The sequence below is a fragment of the Actinosynnema sp. NPDC023587 genome (assembly GCF_040640215.1).
Taxonomy (GTDB): Bacteria; Actinomycetota; Actinomycetes; order Mycobacteriales; family Pseudonocardiaceae; genus Actinosynnema.
Window position 1 is genome coordinate 313,570 of the sequence record NZ_JBFABG010000008.1, and the last position, 15,574, is coordinate 329,143.

The window sequence follows — 15,574 nt, forward strand, 5'->3', positions numbered from 1 at the left end:
GTTCCGCAGGAAGGACCGCGTCATGGGACGCTTCGACAAGCAGACCGTTCTTGTCACCGGTGGCACCGGTGGGCAGGGCACCAGCCATGTCCGGGCCTACCACGAGGAGGGGGCGAACGTCGTCATCGCCGCGCTTTCCGAAGGGCCGGGCAAGGAACTCGCCGCTGAACTCGGCGAGCGGGCACTGTTCGTCCGCCTGGACGTCACCGACGAGGACGCCTGGGCGGCGGCGGTCACCGAGACCGAACGCCGGTTCGGTCCGATCGCGGTTTTGGTCAACAACGCCGGCGTCCAGAACCCCGCGGTGCCGATCGAGGCCATCGAACGACGGGTCTGGGACCGCACCCTCGACGTCAACCTCACCGGCACGTTCCTCGGCATCAAGACCGTGACCCCGTCACTGCGCCGCAACGGCGGCGGAGTGATCGTCAACATCGCCTCCACGATGGCCCACGTCGGCACCCCGCTCTACGCGCCCTACACCGCCAGCAAATGGGCGCTGCGCGGGCTCACCAGGACCGCCGCGCTGGAGCTGGGTCGAGACGGCATCCGGGTCAACTCCATCCACCCCGGCGTCATCTCCACCCCGTTGATCAACGAGCCGATCGCGGGCCGGCCGCCCATCGCGGACTTCTTCTCGCCCGAGCCGTACGCCATCCCGCGGCTGGGCACCCCGGCCGACATCACCGCTCTGCTCCTCTACGTCACCTCGGCCGACGCCTCGTTCGTCACGGGCTCGGAGTTCGTCGCGGACGGCGGGCTCCTGCTCGGTCCCGCCCTTCAGCCCGACGCGACGGCGGCGTGACCGAATCGCCAGCCGCCCTGAACGTTCCCGTCGCCTCACCGACGCCACGGCGAGGCACACCCAGGGCGTAGACGAGGTCCGGTCAGGTTTCTGCGGGTCCTCGGTGGCGTGCGGATGACAGGGTATAGACATTGTTCGCGCTCGCGGTGATGGTGCGCAGCCGGGCGATTTCCTCGTGCTGTGCGGCCGGCCATGAGAGCGCTTGGGTACGAAACGCCGTTAGGTCGGCGCTTTCCTGCTCTTTGGCCGCCAACCCAGGTTCGCGAACTCCTCCGGTCCGCCGTAACGGCCAGCCTGGATGCGCTCTTCCGACTGCCTTCGCACCGTTTTGACGCCGATGCCACGCCACTGGGCCTGGTCGGCATCCAGCGCGGCGATGCCATCGGTGTCGATCCGGCCGGACAGGACCATGTTGACGGTGACCCCGTCTCCGGCGACCTTCCCGCGAGGGTCTTCAGGTACGCGGCGAGCCCCGCCCTGGACGCATTCGACTGCACGAGAAGAGGATGGACTGTTGGACGCCACTGGAGCCGACCGCCAGAATCCGCCCCCACCGCGTCGTCCACGGTGGCGGGCCTGACCAGGTCGAGCTCGACACCGATGGCGGCGGGCAACTCGGCCGGTCACCGTCCACACAGGACGACCTGTGCGTGCTCCCTGCCGAGGACTGGGCGATCGCGAGTCCCAGACCGGATGTCGAACCGGTGACCAGCGCGGTACGGCCCCTCAGATCGAGGTCTAGCACGCCACGTCCACGGTGGGCACCGAAGCGGATGCCACCCATGCACGGCGTTGTGTGCGCACGAGCAGCACAGCCAGCACCCCGGCGGCCACGAATGCGCCGGTGCCGATCCCGATGTAGCCGAACACACCCGTCGCCGAGTTCTCCGACGCGCCGCCGACGTCCACCCGGGTGGACCTGAGCACGGCCGCGCCGACGAAGTTCAGGATCACCGAACCGATCGCGATCATCACCATGACCAGACTGGACACCACCCCCTGCCGTTCGGCGGGCGCGAGCGTCGACGCCATGTTGAACCCGGACGTCACCAGCGCGCCGGCGGTGAGGCTCAACAGGAAGGAACAGACGACGGCGAGCGGGAGCGTGGACACCGCGGCGAACAGCCCCAGGGTCCTCGCCAGCCCGAACACGACACCAGCCATCAGCGTCGCGGCAGGTCCGGCACGGGTCGCGGTCGGCCCCTGGGACCTGGTGGCGGCGCACCTGGGATGCCACGGCGAAATCCTCGACGACGGCACCGGCGAGCGCGTGCTGATCACCGCCGACACCGGCGACACCGACGACGCCCTGCCCACCGCCAAACTGGCACGCAGGATCCTCAAGGGCACCAACATCCGACACCTGCTGCTCATGTTGGACACCTGCTACTCCGGTTGCGGCGGCAACGAACTGACCGCCGCCGCGCTCACTCGCTACTGGACGGCCGAGGACGCCGCCGGCCTGGTGGTGATGTCCTCCACCCAACCTGCCGACCAGGCCGAGGTCGGCGTGTTTCCGATGCTGCTGCGCGCCGTCGTCGCCGCCGAATCCACCGCCGGACACGCCCCGCCCAGCCTGGCCCTGGACGCCTTGGCAGACGCGATGCACACACCCGGCCAAGCCGGAATTCCAGCACGTCGACACGAGCTTGAACCACGCGCATCTCGACAGGGCAGACCTCACCAAGACCGTGCTCACCGGAGTGAAGCATGACAACACGACCATTGACGAGGTCCGGGTTCTCCCCCGCGCAGCGGGGCGGGTCGCACCAGTCGTGGCTCCGGTTGCGCCGGGACGTGTTCTCCCCGCGTGGCCGGAGTCGGTCGTCCTCGGCGTGGTCGTTAATCCGGGGGGTCGGCCAGATTGACCTGCCGGTCCGGCACCACATTGGTTGTGGTGCCGTTTGCTTGGAGAAGGTGCAGTCGAGTGCGCAGGTCCGGGATGCGGTGGTCGGCGTAGTCGTTATAGATTTCCAGTGCTCTGAGCCAGCAGTCTTCGGCACCTCGGGTGTCGCCGGTGTGGTACAGGGAGCTCCCGAGGGTGTCGAGAGTGGCGGCCAGGTCTGGGAGGTAGGCGTAGTCGCGGGTTGCGGCGAGGGCGTCCTCGCACAGTGCTATCGCCTTGGCGTGGTCTCCGTGCTGTTGCCATATCCGGGCCAGCTGGTTGAGGGTGAAGACGGTCCCTTCGTGGTCTTCGGCCTGGCAGTGCAGAACGAGGCTGCGCTCGGCGTGTTCCAGGGCGCGGTGGTACTGCCCGAGCCCCGCCAACGCGCTGCTGACGTTGCAGAGCACGAACGCCTCTTGCCGGCCGCTGTCGGTTCCCCGGCTGAGTGAGATGGCTGGGCCCAGATACTCCAGCGCCTCGGCATAGCTGTTCCGCCGCAAGCAGCCCATGCCAAGATCGTTGCGGGCGTACGCTTCCAAATACGGATTGTCCAGGCTGCGCGCCAGGGTCAGGGCGCGGTGCAGATCGTTGACGGCGTGGTCCCAACCCGATACCTGCAAACGCGCCCAGCCGGAGCGGTTGAGGAACCAGCAGTGGCTGGCACGGTCGCCGACACGGTCAGCGGCGGCGATCCCCAGGGCGCACACCTCGAACACTTCATCCCAGTAGGCGTCATGGTAAAGACAGGTTTCGAGGCTGTGCACGAGGGATATCGCCCAGTGCGCCATGTCGTGTTCGGCGGCGTAGCGGATGGCGGCGATCAGGTTCGCCCGTTCGGTGACCAACCAGCTGCGCGCGCCGGCTCGACCGTCCATGGCCGGCAGCCCGCCCCGTGACTCACCGAGGTCGGGGAACCAGCGCAGGTGGGCGGGGTAGACGAGGCGATCGGCGACCGCCGTGGTGTGCGCGTACCAATCCATCAGGCGTTGGACCGCGCGACCCCGGTCCTCGGGTGAATCGTCCTGCTCGACCCGCTCAGCGGCGTAGGCACGCAGCAGGTCGTGCAACCGGTAGCGGTCCGATGCTGTCGGCTCGATCAGGTGCACCTCGGCCAGTTCGCCGAGCAGTCGGCGGGTTCGGGACACGGTCAGTCCGGCAACCGCAGCGGCGGCGTGAACTCCGATCTCGGTCCCGGGATGAAGGCCGAGCCGGCGGAACAACCGGGCGTGCTCGCCGGCGAGCTTCTGATAGGACCAGCCGAACACCGCGCGGACAGCGGTCGCCTGGTCTGTCGAGGTGCTCAACGCATCCAGCCGACCGCGGCCATCTCTCATCTCGGCCACCACGTCGGCAACGTGCAGGTGGGGCCGGGCGGCGATGAGGCTGCCGGCGATCCGCAACGCCAACGGCAGCCGGTCGCACAGTCGGGTCAACTCCCGCACCGCATCCGCTTCGGCCTCCGCGCGCGACCGACCAACGGTCCCGTCGACCAACTCGACGGCCTCCTGCGCCGCCAACGGCGTGACCGTCACCCGGGTCGCCCCCGCAGCGATAACCAGCCCCATCAGGCTGTCGCGGCTTGCCACCAGAACCATGCAGCCCTGGCTGCCCGGCAGCAACGGCCGCACCTGCTCAGCCGAGTTCGCGTTGTCCAACACGATCAACATCCGTCGACCCGTCAACAGCGACCGAAACAGCCCAGCCCTCGCCTCGACCCCGATCGGGATACGCTCCGGCATCACGTGCAGTGCCCGCAAGAACCCGTCGAGCACCTCGCCGGGCGTGGCTGGTTCCCCTGGACCGTAACCTCCGAGATCTACGTACAACGTCCCGCCGGGGAAACGATCCTGCACCCGGTGCGCCCAGTGCACGGCCAGCGCGGTCTTTCCGACTCCGGCAAGCCCGTCGACCGCCGAGATCACCACCGCACCCGAGGCTCCACCATCGGCACACGCTGTCGACAGCAGCGCATCCAGTGCAGCCAACTGCTCGTAACGACCGACGAAGTCCCGCACGGCCAACGGCAACTGCCGCGGCGGTACCGGCGGTGGCTCAGACCGCGCAACTCCTGCCAGCGTCACGTGGTGGATCGACCCGGACTGCACCACCGTGCCCGTCACCGCCCCGCCGACCTCGTTTCGGCGACCCAGCTCCTCAGCCATGACCTCAAGTGTGCCCGCCCGCACCGCCGGCTGTTACTCGCGTCCGGCGGCGAGGCTGTCGTCGAAGACGATGAGGGCGGTTTTCCAGCGCATGGTCCAGCGTTTGCGTCCGGTGCCGGTCGGGTCGAGGCTCATGACGGCCATGACGCCGAACGGTTCGTCGGCACAGACAGACGCGAAGCCACCGACCGCCTGCCCATCATCAACGAACACCACCTGCGGGCAGTGGTGAACCGTTATACGGCTCACCACAACCACCGCCGACCTCACCAAGCACCGCAACTCACGCCACCACGACCGGACCAGCCCATCGCCGAGCCGGGCTACACGTCGACACGCTGCCGACCAGTCCTCAGCGGCCTGAGCAACGAGTACGAACCCGCAGCAGCATAAGCACAGGCCAGGCTGCGTGACCGACTTCTGACACCCCCAGGTCGTCGCGGACGCCGGGTCCGGCAGGGACTGACCGAGCGCGGTCTGACCTGCGTGCCGGCGGTCAACCCGATCGCCACCGCCCACCCAGCCGGGGCGTCGCCGGCGACGCCCTCCTACAACGGGGTCGGTCGCCGGCCGGTACCGCGCTACCCCGGCCCACCGACCGATCTGAAGACCCTGGTCATGACCGCCGGCAGGTCGGCGGGCCGGTTCGTGGTCTGGCACCACGGCTCCCACAAGAGCGCGGGCAACCCGACCGGGCGGATGCGGTCCCGGTTTCTGGCGCTGCGGATCCGACCCGCCAACCGGCACATCCCCAAAGACCCGGACGGCAACCTGCCCGAGTGCTGGCTGCTCGCCGAGTGGCCCACCGGCGCGGCCGAGCCCACCGACTACCGGCTCTCAACCCTGCCCGTCGACATCCGCCTGCGGGACCTGGTGAAACTGGCCAAGATGCGGTGGCGGATCGACCACGACTACCGCGAACTCAAGGACGGTCTCGGTCTGGACCACTTCGAGGGCCGCTCCTGGACCGGTTGGCACCGCCACCTTTGCGCGCGATGCGCAGGACGATGCAGCGGTGGCGTAACCAGCGGTGGAGGTGGTCGGTGTCGTGTGCCTTGTCCGCGTGGAGCTTCACCGGGCGTAAGCGCCGGGCCGGGAGCGGCAGGCCGGTCCGGTCGGCCACAACATGGATCTTCGAGCTCCGTTTGCCGCGGTCGACCGGGTTCGGCCCGGTCATATCGCCCCCTTTTGCCCATATCGAGACGGCGTCCAAGATTGCCCGCGAACAGTTCACAGCGTGTCGGCTGCCTGAAAACTGGAGTTGCCATCCGCAACGGACCGGGATGCCGGTGCCGGTTCGCCGGGCAGACGTTGGTGCGGCGTGATCCACAGCGCCGGTATCCGATCCTGGTGACGCTGCTGGCACGGTCGGCGGTGGACGTGCTGGACGAGGTCGTGCAGTTGTTCGACCAGGCTGTCTCGACTCGGGAGAGCAGGGCGGGCGGCGGATGCGCGACGCCTTGGCCGAACGCGGGAAGGTCGAGGAGGACCGGCAAGCGCCTCTGGACGCCATCCTGGCCGTGGTCGGTGACCCGGGCGTGTGGGTGGTCGACGGGCTGCCGGCGGTCGAGGGGAATGAGGAGATCCTGGTCAACCTGGTAGAGGACTTCGTCCCGCCGGGCGGGGTGGAACAGCTCCAGGGGCTCGCCGACCGCCTGGTCGACGACGAACCCGCCGTCTTCGACCGGGCGCACGACCTGCGGGTCGACCGGCCCTGCTGAAGCTCTCGTCGTGGCCGGTGCCCTCCCCCGACCGGACGGGGCCGACGTGCCCGTGGCGACCGGCCACGACGAGACTCGTCGACAACGCAAAGCCCGGCACCCCCCCATACACGGGCAGGAGCGTGCCGGGTCTTCGCGTCGTGGTCTATCGGCAGGCACCATGTCCGGCCGTCCTCGACGGTGGGCTCGCGCTCACCGCTTCGAGAATCCGGCGGGTGTTAGCAGGCGACGTAGCTGCCGTTGTCGCCGAGCAGGTTGTCGCGCACCCACCCGCTCCTGCCGTCGGTGACGTTGCGCGCGTAGGTCCAGGTGAAGCCGTCGTTACCGTCGGTGTAGCAGTGGTAGTCGAGCCGGTCACCCGCGCCCGCCACACCGTTGGTGGCGCATCCGGTGGACGATCCGTTGCGCATGTTCGCCCCGTACCCGGTGGTGTTCCACGAGCCACCGTCCTTGTCGGCAGGTGCGGATGCCCCGCACGCCGCGTGGGTGGCACCCACCTGCCCCGCAGAGGGCTTGACGGCCACGGCGTTGGCAGAGGCAGTGGTCATGAACGCGGCGGCGACCACGACCGACCCGACACCGAACGCCTTGAGAATGATTTTCACGATTATCCCCCTAATAACGATTTTTCAAATGGGATTCGAACATCGAATGGCGAAACCCCGCAGGTTGTCACGATCGAATGGCCAGCGTTTTCAACCTTCGACGAACACCCTGTCGTTCACCATGCACATGAAGCACGCGTAGTTCGTCCCAGTTTCACCCGAAAGAAGCACAGCGCCCCTGGTCAGATGCAACCCTGGTCATCGAGGCTTTCTCGTGGTTGGGTTCCCACCATGCGCGGCCAGGAACCTGGCGTCGTAACGGAAGGGTCCGTCGTCGGCCTTCCGCCTGATCGACTCGACGACCCGGGCGGTGATGCCCTGTTTGTGCGTAGCGGCGGAAACTGGTGCCCGGGTGAGTGTGGACCTGGCCTTTTCCTCCTGTCGCGTGCTTTTGTCTGGACCCGACGTCATCGCGTCCTCAGCGCGCTATTGGAACCGTAGCGCCGCCGCAACCACCGTCGCTGTGGGTCGTTCGCAGGTCGACCGAGTGCCCCACGCGTCTCGGCCGGACGGGTGAGAGTTGCCGCATCGAAGTACCGCAAACGGCTGCCGAATGTCGGACTCGGGGGCTACCCTTGACTTCATACGACTGTGACTGCGGAAAATTTTGAGCCGCCCGCCGGATGACTTCGTTCCAGGAGCCTGCATTGACCTTCGGCATGCCGCAGGATGGAGGGCATCCTGACTTGCGCGCCTGACCTGACTCGCTCATCCCACGCCAGTTCACCCGGTGGCCATTCCATGATCACTCCGCATGGATCGTCGGCAACTCTCGTCTACGCGATAGTCGGGACTACCGGTGCGTCACCCACCTCTTTCATGGCAGCAGGGCACGTCCAACAGTGCGCACTGCCTCGTTCGGGAGCTCGATGCAGAAGGATTTACGCGGTGATGGCGTCGTCGACGTTGCCATATCGTTCGAGAGGACCTACGTCGAGTCGACTTGGCGGTTGGCCTGTCTCATCCGCGCTTTCGTGGTTGCGGTGGTCAGCACCCTGGCGGCGAGCGCGACCCCGATCAGCGCCCGGCCACTCGCCTTGGCCCTCGCGGGCATTGGACTCGTCTTCGCCGTGGCGGACTGCCTGTCCGCCAGCGCCAAACGGACGTACTCGACGGGCTGCGCGACCGTGCTCTTCGCGGTGGCGGTATCCGTGCTACAGCCCGTACTCGCGTCGAGTCCCACAGCGTTCCACCCCAACGAATGGTCCTTTGCCATCGTCTCCATCACTGCGATCACCTTGCAGTGGCAGTGGCCGGCACCCGCTGCGGCTGCGGCTTGCGCAGTGCTCATCGTCGCCGACGCGTTCGGGCAACGCCCGGATGTGCCGTCGACGGCCCTCGCGTTCCGGATCGCCGCCGAGTCGGGGGCGGCGTGGTTCTGTACGTGGCTGGCGTTGCGCAACGCACGCAGGCTCGACCGCATGCGCGAAGAGAAACAGCAGATGGAACGGCAGATCGCACTCGACGTCTCGCGCCGCAGGCAGGAAAAAGAATATCTGGCGCTGTTGCACGACACCGCGTCGGCGACTCTGCTCGTCGCGGCGAGTACCCATTCGCGGCCCACTGCGGCGGAACTGAGCCGCTATGCGCGACGCGACCTGGAGATCCTGGGCCACCGCGTGGACATGCTCGCGACCACCGAGGTGGTGGACTCCACCGCGTTGGTCGACGCGGTCGTCGCGGAAAGCCCGTTGGCAGTAGAGGTCATCGGGACATGTCAGGCGATTTTGCCTTTGGGTCCGGCGCTCGCACTGCTGCGCGCGCTGCGTGAGGCGATGTCCAATGTGGAAAGACATGCGGAAGTGCGGCGGGTTCGGCTTCGGGTGGCCGCGGCAGGTCGTGGCGTCGTGCTCGAACTGACCGACAACGGAATCGGGTTCGACCCGGGGGCTGTACCATTGACTCGTCATGGCATCTCTTTGTCCATCGTGGACAGAATGGCGTCTTGTGGCGGGAAGGCCGAGGTGCGCTCCGAGCGTGGTCGTGGGGCGACTGTCCGATTGATGTGGCCCGGTGCGTGACGTGGCGGCCCTGACACCGAAACCCTCGGTCGAGCAATACGCCGGCGGTTTACGCATCATACTGCTCGTTGTCGCGGCATTCGTGCAGTTCGCGCTCAGCTCTCGTGCCTTGGCGACCTGGTTGCCCCACTACCGACCGGCATGGGTCGCTGTCACGGCTTTCGTGGTCATCGCGGCGGTAACGCTCGGCAGTGGGTGGTGGGTGCTGCGCCTACGGCCACTACCACCGGCCTTCACCGTCGTGGGGACGGTCGCGATCTTCGTCGCGTCCTCCGGAGGATCTCTCGCGGTGCCGCGTGACCGGTTCTTCGAAGACGCGCACTGGACCTTCGGCTTGGCCGGATGGCCGCTGCTACTCCTGCTCACCACGTGCACACTGCCGACGGTGGCGGTAGCGCTCGGCGCGAACGCCGCGATCAACCTGGTGCTCTACGTCCTGATCGCCCCGTTCACCGCCGCAGCGTTCGCGGCTGCGGGCACCGCCGTGTCCAGTGTCCTCGGTTTCCAGCTCGCTGTCGCCATCGCCGTCCACTTCTCCCGCGTGCGTGCCGCCATGGCTGCCGAGCTGGCTGTGCAGCGGGCGGGCCTGATCACGGACAAGCTGATCGCCGAAGACCTCGAACGCCGAAACCGGTCCAGGCGGGCCGATCAACTGGGAGGTGCATTGCCGTTGCTGGTGGGCCTCGCCGACCAGACCTTGGACGTCGAGGCGGAACAGAGCAGGCAGCTCTGCGCGCTCGGCGCGGCGCGGCTGAGGAGGTTGCTCGCGGAGGGCGACAGCGTCTCGGACTCGCTGGGGCACGAGCTGGCGGCGTGCGTCGACGTCGCCCAGCGAAACGGCCTCGTGGTAGAGCTGCGGATCAGCGGTCCCGCGCAAGCGGTTCCCGTGGAAGTCCGGCGTGCCCTGACCGAACCGGTGATGACGGCGCTGGCGATGGCCGTGAACACCGCTCACGTGACACTGCTGCGGACCGCCGGCACGACGAGGGTGGCCATCGTCGCCGGCACCAGCCGGGAGCACCTGACGATCCCGCACTCGACGGGGATCGAGATGACCAGTTCGACGGAGGATGGAACCTTGTGGGTGGAGGCACTGTGGAGACGGCAACCGAACGACTGACAGAGCGCCGGACGACAGCGGTCGTCATCGACGACCACCCGGCGGTGCGCGCGGGCGTCCAACTGTGGCTCACCACGGCCACCCCGCCGGTCCAGGTGGTCGACTCGTCGGCTGATGTCCGGGAGGCTTGGGTCGGTCCGGGGGCGCATGCCGACGTCGTGATCCTCGACCTCCAGCTCGACGGACCCCCGACCCTCCGTGAGGTCCGCAGGCTTGCCCGGACGGGCAGGCGGGTCATCGTCTACACCATGCACGCGAGCGACGATCTGGCGCTGCGCTCGCTGGAACTGGGTGCGCTCTGCTACCTCACGAAGGCCGAAGGCGAGAAGCACTTGGTCGACGCGGTGCGCGCCGCCGCCCAAGGCCGGGGCTACACCCCGCCGACCATGGCGGGAGCGCTGGCCGCCGACCGGAGATCGACCCGCCCAGCCCTGTCGGCCCGCGAGTACGAGGTCTTGGTCTCCTGGTTCCAGTCGGACTCGAAGGAACGGGTGGCGAGAAGGCTCGGCATCTCGGTCAGCACGGTCAACTCGCACCTGGAACGCGTCCGGATGAAATACGCGGACATCGGTCGCGAAGCTTCCACCAAAGCCGCTCTGGTGGCCCGTGCGATTCAAGATGAGCTCATTGACGTCGATCAGCTTTGAACACGTGGTCGTAGGAGTTGTCGTAGCTTCGGAGGATGTATCGGTCAGCCGTGGGGTGAGGAGCACACGCGTAGCAAGGCGTCGATCCGCCGCACGACGTTCTCCGCCATCTCGCGTAGCCGGATGTGTACGGCATTGCAGGCATTCACATCGCCCGGACGGCCGCCGATCGCCCACCTTGCGACCCTCACTACCCCACCCCGACACGCTTCGCTGCGCAGCAGCACCGCCGGGACGGACAGCGATCTCCGGGTCATCTTGTACAGCAGGGACACGATCACCCGGACATGCTCCCGACGCGGCGACACCCCCGCTCTGAGGGATGTCACGTAACTCGTGGAACGACCGGCTGGGATGATGCGGTCAGGACAGTTCCGCAAGCTGGTGCGCCTGGTGGCCGAACGCGGTGGCGAGTCGATCGCCGACGGGCGGCCCGGCCGCCAGAGGTGACTGGACCGCTCACCACGCCTCCGGCATGGCACGCCTGCACAACCCCACCGTCATCGGCTGACCGAGACAGACCAGGCACGACCCACAAGATCGGTTACGAGACATCCCTCAGGGAGAAGTGTCGTTGGCGTTGATCCACGCCTGACACGGCTGTGGGCCGTGGCGCATACCTCGGGCAGGGGGCTTAGGTCCCGGTCGAGCAGGGGCCGGCGGCACTGCTCATGGCTGCGGGTGCGGACGAGGGTGGTGGGCACACGGCCGTCCGACGGGCGGTCGAACCGACGAGGAGTCCCCGTGACGCTGACCGAACCGGCTCCCACCCGCACGCGGTCGGACCTGGAGTTGATCGACGCGTACTGGCGGGCGGCGAACTACCTGTCGGTCGGGCAGATCTACCTGCTCGACAACCCGCTGCTGCGTGAGCCGCTTTCGCCCGAGCACGTCAAGCCGCGGTTGCTCGGGCACTGGGGGACCACGCCGGGGTTGAACCTGTTGTACGCGCACCTGAACAGGGTGATCAACCAGCGTGATGTGAACGCGTTGTTCGTGACCGGTCCCGGTCACGGTGGTCCCGGCCTGGTGGCGAACGCGTACCTGGAGGGGACCTACAGCGAGGTCTACTCGTCGATCACCGAGGACGTCGAGGGGATGCGGGGGTTGTTCCGGCAGTTCTCCTTCCCCGGCGGCATCCCCAGCCACGTCGCGCCCGAGACGCCCGGTTCGATCCACGAGGGTGGCGAGCTGGGCTACGCGCTCGTGCACGCGTTCGGCGCGGCGTTCGACAACCCCGACCTCACCGTGCTGTGCGTGATCGGCGACGGCGAGGCGGAGACCGGCCCGCTGGCGGCGAGCTGGCACTCGAACAAGTTCCTGAACCCGATGACCGACGGCGCGGTGCTGCCGGTGCTGCACCTCAACGGCTACAAGATCGCCAACCCGTCGGTGCTGGCCCGCATCCCCGACGACGAACTGGCCGCGTTGATGCGCGGCTACGGCTACACCCCGCACTTCGTCGCGGGCGACGATCCCCTGACGGTGCACGAGATGCTCGCGGACACCCTGGACACCGTTTTCGACGACATCAAGACCATCCAGCGCGACGCCCGCGAAACCTCCGGACCGCACGAGCGCCCACGCTGGCCGATGATCGTGCTGCGCACGCCGAAGGGCTGGACGGGACCGAAGGAGGTCGACGGGCTGCCGGTCGAAGGCACGTTCCGCGCCCACCAGGTCCCGCTCACCGCCACGCGCACCAACGCCGAGCACCGCAGCCAGTTGGAGACGTGGATGCGCGGTTACCGGCCCGAAGAGCTGTTCGACCTCGACGGTCGGCTGATCCCCGAACTGCGGGCGCTCGCGCCGCGCGGGTCGCGGCGGATGAGCGCCAACCCGCACGCGAACGGTGGCCTGCTGCTGCGCGACCTGACCATGCCCGACTTCCGCGACCACGCCGTGCCGGTGGACCACCCCGCCGTCGAGTCCAGCGAGGCCACCAGAGTGCTGGGCGGGTTCCTGCGCGACATCGTCGTCCGCAACCCCGACCGGTTCCGGATCATGGGCCCGGACGAGACCGCGTCCAACCGCCTCTCGGCGGTGTTCGAGGCGACCGATCGGACCTGGAACGCCACCACCCTGCCCGGTGACGACCACCTCGCGCCCGACGGGCGGGTGATGGAGGTCCTGTCGGAGCACCTGTGCCAGGGGTGGCTGGAGGGCTACCTGCTCACCGGCAGGCACGGGCTGTTCAACTGCTACGAGGCGTTCATCCACATCGTCGACTCGATGCTCAACCAGCACGCCAAATGGCTCAAGACCAGTCGATCCATCCCGTGGCGCGCGCCGATCGCCTCGCTGAACTACCTGCTGTCCTCGCACGTGTGGCGTCAGGACCACAACGGCTTCTCCCACCAGGACCCCGGTTTCCTGGACCACGTCGTCAACAAGAAGGCCAAGATCGTCCGCGTGTACCTGCCGCCGGACGCCAACACGCTGCTGTCGGTGGCCGACCACTGCCTGCGCAGCAAGGGCTACGTCAACGTGATCGTCGCGGGCAAGCAGCCCGCCCTGACCTACCTGGACGTGGACGAGGCGGTCGCGCACTGCACGCGGGGTCTCGGGATCTGGCCGTGGGCGAGCACCGCCGACGGCGAACCGGACGTGGTCCTCGCCTGCGCGGGCGACGTGCCCACCGCAGAGGCTTTGGCTGCGGCAGAACTGCTTCGCACGCACCTGCCGGAGTTGAAGGTCCGGTTCGTCAACGTGGTCGACCTGATGAGGCTGGAGCCGGACACCGAACACCCGCACGGCTTGTCCGACCGCGACTTCGACGCGCTGTTCACCACCGACAAGCCCGTGGTCTTCGCCTTCCACGGTTACCCGTCGCTGATCCACCGGCTCACCTACCGGCGGACCAACCACCGCAATCTGCACGTGCGCGGCTACAAGGAGGAGGGCACCACCACCACGCCGTTCGACATCCTGATGCTCAACGACCTCGACCGCTTCCACCTGGTCATGGACGTCATCGACCGGGTGCCGTCACTGGGCGGTCGGGCGGCGGTCCTGCGCCGGCGGATGGCGGACGCCCGGCTCGACGCCCGCCGCCACACCCGCGAGCACGGCGAGGACGACCCGGCGATCTCGGGTTGGACCTGGTCCGAGCGGAGCTGACGTCGCGCCGGTCGGAACCGGGGGCGATCGTCCCGGCGCACCTCGTCGACGTGCTTCACGGACGGGGTGCGCTCGACGCGGTGGGCCACCGGGTCGGGCACGGCGGCACGCGTTTCACCGGCACGGTCCGCCCTGACTTGGTGCTGTGGCTGGAGGAGCGCGAACGCCTCGCGCCCCACGAGGTCGCCACCGCGCTGGAGCGGCGGTCCGGGGCTGCTGACGCTGACCGGGAGCGCTGACGTGCGCATGAGTCGAGGCGACCGCCGAACCCGGCCCTGATGCGGCGGCGGGCGGCCGAACCGGCTGGGATTCTTCGGGGCCACCATGGACACCGACCGCACCGGCTCCGTCCACGGCGATACCGACATCACGGCGCGCGGTTCGGTGCCATCAGCAGCTCGACGACGGGACGCCGCGATGTCGCGGGAACGGGAGAGCCGTATCCCAGGCGCAGCAGGGTTTGCGGGGCGAGGCTGCCGCCCAGCGCTCGCCGCAGCTCCTCGCGCACGTGCGGCACCTCGACGGCCTGGGACAGGAACGACGCGGTCAGCCCCAGGGTGGTCGCGGTCAGCAGCACCCGTTGCACCGCCTGGCCGGCGAGCAGTTCCGCGAGCGGGCCCTCGTAGAACGAGCAGAGCACGACCACCAGCGGATCGGACTCGTAGTCCTTGCCCGGCCGGCGTTCGTGCGTCGTGTCGGGCGCGAAGTCGCGCAGCACCCACTCGTCCTGGGGTTCCGGTCGTGGCCCGGCGGACCCGAGCGGAATCCCGGCATGGCCCCGACGTGACTCCGTCCACGCGCGCAGCTCGGCCAGCACGGCGGGGTCCGCGGCCTGCTCCTGGTGGGCGCGCAGCACGAGCCGTTGCAGTCTGGCCCGCTCGGAGTGGTCGTCCACCACGTGCAGCCAGCAGCGCTCCGCATCCGCGGCGCGCACCAGCGACGCGCGGTGGGCGTCCGGCACGGTCGCGTCGACGAACGGCCCCCGGTTGGTCCGCCGGGTCCGCACGGCGGCCAGCAACGCGAGCTCCTCCGCGCTGGCCGTCCGGGCGTCACCGCGCCGCACGACCGCCAGTGCCCCCAGCGCGTCCGCTCCGGGCAGCAGGCTGACCAGCGGTCGGATGCCCCTGCCTCGCAGGGCCAGGCGGAGGGTGAGCAGCGCGGCACCGCAGGACACCCGCAGCTCACGCCCGCCGGGATCGGTCGCGGGCAGCGCCCGGTCCGGGTCCGCGTGCAGCTCGATGCGGTCGGGGCGCAGCAGGAACCGCCACGGCTGGCTGTTGTGCACCGAAGGTGCGAGAGACGCCGTTTCCAGCACCGAGTGGACCTCCTCCTCGGTCAGGCCGAGAGCGGGAGTGGTCGTGATCATCGTGTGGTCACCTTCGTCCTGGGGTGTTCTGCCACTCTCCGCCGCCTCCTCGCGGGCGTACACCGTCGAAGGTCACCGTCGGCCAGGGCCGCTCGGCTTGGTGGTCCGTTCCCGATGTGCGA

At 68.5% G+C, this 15,574-nt stretch carries 14 protein-coding genes and 4 pseudogenes; 10 read left to right on the plus strand and 8 right to left on the minus strand.

Annotated features, from left to right (window positions below):
- Positions 1-22: 22 nt before the first annotated feature.
- On the plus strand, positions 23-805 hold the full coding sequence (locus tag AB0G01_RS22795; protein WP_360948611.1) for an SDR family oxidoreductase: 783 nt from the start codon (positions 23-25) through the stop codon (positions 803-805).
- A gap of 219 nt (positions 806-1,024) precedes the next feature.
- Here the strand turns inward: AB0G01_RS22795 and AB0G01_RS22800 are convergent, their stop codons facing one another.
- Positions 1,025-1,216 carry a hypothetical protein gene (locus AB0G01_RS22800; RefSeq protein WP_360948613.1) on the minus strand — a complete coding sequence of 64 codons (192 nt, stop codon included), beginning with the start codon at positions 1,214-1,216 and terminating at the stop codon, positions 1,025-1,027.
- Positions 1,217-1,543: 327 nt separating this feature from the next.
- The gene (locus tag AB0G01_RS22805) at positions 1,544-1,969 is read right to left on the minus strand and encodes a hypothetical protein (RefSeq protein ID WP_360948615.1); all 426 of its coding nucleotides are present in this window, start codon (positions 1,967-1,969) and stop codon (positions 1,544-1,546) included.
- Positions 1,970-2,018: 49 nt separating this feature from the next.
- On the opposite strand from AB0G01_RS22805, the gene AB0G01_RS22810 reads away from it, so the two are divergent.
- Positions 2,019-2,519: a hypothetical protein gene (locus tag AB0G01_RS22810; protein WP_360948617.1), complete on the plus strand. Its 501-nt coding sequence runs from the start codon at positions 2,019-2,021 to the stop codon at positions 2,517-2,519.
- Positions 2,520-2,647: 128 nt separating this feature from the next.
- Here the strand turns inward: AB0G01_RS22810 and AB0G01_RS22815 are convergent, their stop codons facing one another.
- Together AB0G01_RS22815 and AB0G01_RS22820 are read right to left on the minus strand one after the other, a co-directional pair.
- Positions 2,648-4,852: a tetratricopeptide repeat protein gene (locus tag AB0G01_RS22815; RefSeq protein ID WP_360948619.1), complete on the minus strand. Its 2,205-nt coding sequence runs from the start codon at positions 4,850-4,852 to the stop codon at positions 2,648-2,650.
- Between the two features lie 33 nt (positions 4,853-4,885).
- Positions 4,886-5,046 (minus strand): annotated as a pseudogene (locus tag AB0G01_RS22820) (IS256 family transposase); the annotation flags it as partial.
- 226 nt (positions 5,047-5,272) lie between these two features.
- Here AB0G01_RS22820 and AB0G01_RS22825 point away from each other — a divergent pair.
- A pseudogene (locus AB0G01_RS22825) lies at positions 5,273-5,515 on the plus strand (transposase); the annotation flags it as partial.
- A gap of 319 nt (positions 5,516-5,834) precedes the next feature.
- On the opposite strand, the pseudogene AB0G01_RS22830 reads toward AB0G01_RS22825, so the two are convergent.
- Positions 5,835-6,077 (minus strand): annotated as a pseudogene (locus AB0G01_RS22830) (IS5/IS1182 family transposase); the annotation flags it as partial.
- A 223-nt stretch (positions 6,078-6,300) separates the two neighbouring features.
- Between AB0G01_RS22830 and AB0G01_RS22835 the strand changes: the two are divergent.
- Positions 6,301-6,573, plus strand: a complete 273-nt coding sequence (locus AB0G01_RS22835) for a hypothetical protein (protein ID WP_360948620.1) — start codon at positions 6,301-6,303, stop codon at positions 6,571-6,573.
- A gap of 218 nt (positions 6,574-6,791) precedes the next feature.
- Here the strand turns inward: AB0G01_RS22835 and AB0G01_RS22840 are convergent, their stop codons facing one another.
- Positions 6,792-7,178 (minus strand): SH3 domain-containing protein, encoded by a 387-nt coding sequence (locus AB0G01_RS22840; protein ID WP_360948622.1) that lies wholly within the window; start codon positions 7,176-7,178, stop codon positions 6,792-6,794.
- 869 nt (positions 7,179-8,047) lie between these two features.
- On the opposite strand from AB0G01_RS22840, the gene AB0G01_RS22845 reads away from it, so the two are divergent.
- From AB0G01_RS22845 to AB0G01_RS22855, 3 genes are read left to right on the plus strand one after another with little or no spacing between them, the layout of a single operon-like run.
- Positions 8,048-9,199 carry an ATP-binding protein gene (locus tag AB0G01_RS22845; protein ID WP_360948624.1) on the plus strand — a complete coding sequence of 384 codons (1,152 nt, stop codon included), beginning with the start codon at positions 8,048-8,050 and terminating at the stop codon, positions 9,197-9,199.
- Entirely contained in the window at positions 9,192-10,319 is a 1,128-nt protein-coding gene (locus AB0G01_RS22850; RefSeq protein WP_360948626.1) for a hypothetical protein, read from the plus strand. The genes AB0G01_RS22845 and AB0G01_RS22850 overlap by 8 nt, the downstream gene beginning before the upstream one ends.
- Positions 10,295-10,966: a response regulator transcription factor gene (locus tag AB0G01_RS22855; protein ID WP_360948628.1), complete on the plus strand. Its 672-nt coding sequence runs from the start codon at positions 10,295-10,297 to the stop codon at positions 10,964-10,966. The genes AB0G01_RS22850 and AB0G01_RS22855 overlap by 25 nt, the downstream gene beginning before the upstream one ends.
- Positions 10,967-11,010: 44 nt before the next feature.
- Here AB0G01_RS22855 and AB0G01_RS22860 read toward each other — a convergent pair whose 3' ends face one another.
- Positions 11,011-11,247, minus strand: coding sequence for a hypothetical protein (locus AB0G01_RS22860; protein WP_360948630.1), 237 nt, complete (start codon positions 11,245-11,247; stop codon positions 11,011-11,013).
- A gap of 73 nt (positions 11,248-11,320) precedes the next feature.
- Here AB0G01_RS22860 and AB0G01_RS22865 point away from each other — a divergent pair.
- The 3 genes and pseudogenes from AB0G01_RS22865 to AB0G01_RS22875 all read left to right on the plus strand — a co-directional run.
- Positions 11,321-11,413 (plus strand): annotated as a pseudogene (locus AB0G01_RS22865) (IS5/IS1182 family transposase); the annotation flags it as partial.
- Between the two features lie 303 nt (positions 11,414-11,716).
- Positions 11,717-14,086 (plus strand): phosphoketolase family protein, encoded by a 2,370-nt coding sequence (locus AB0G01_RS22870; protein ID WP_360948714.1) that lies wholly within the window; start codon positions 11,717-11,719, stop codon positions 14,084-14,086.
- 50 nt (positions 14,087-14,136) lie between these two features.
- The gene (locus tag AB0G01_RS22875; RefSeq protein WP_360948632.1) at positions 14,137-14,325 is read left to right on the plus strand and encodes a hypothetical protein; all 189 of its coding nucleotides are present in this window, start codon (positions 14,137-14,139) and stop codon (positions 14,323-14,325) included.
- 128 nt (positions 14,326-14,453) lie between these two features.
- Here the strand turns inward: AB0G01_RS22875 and AB0G01_RS22880 are convergent, their stop codons facing one another.
- Positions 14,454-15,452, minus strand: coding sequence for a nitroreductase family protein (locus AB0G01_RS22880; protein WP_360948634.1), 999 nt, complete (start codon positions 15,450-15,452; stop codon positions 14,454-14,456).
- Positions 15,453-15,574: the final 122 nt, after the last annotated feature.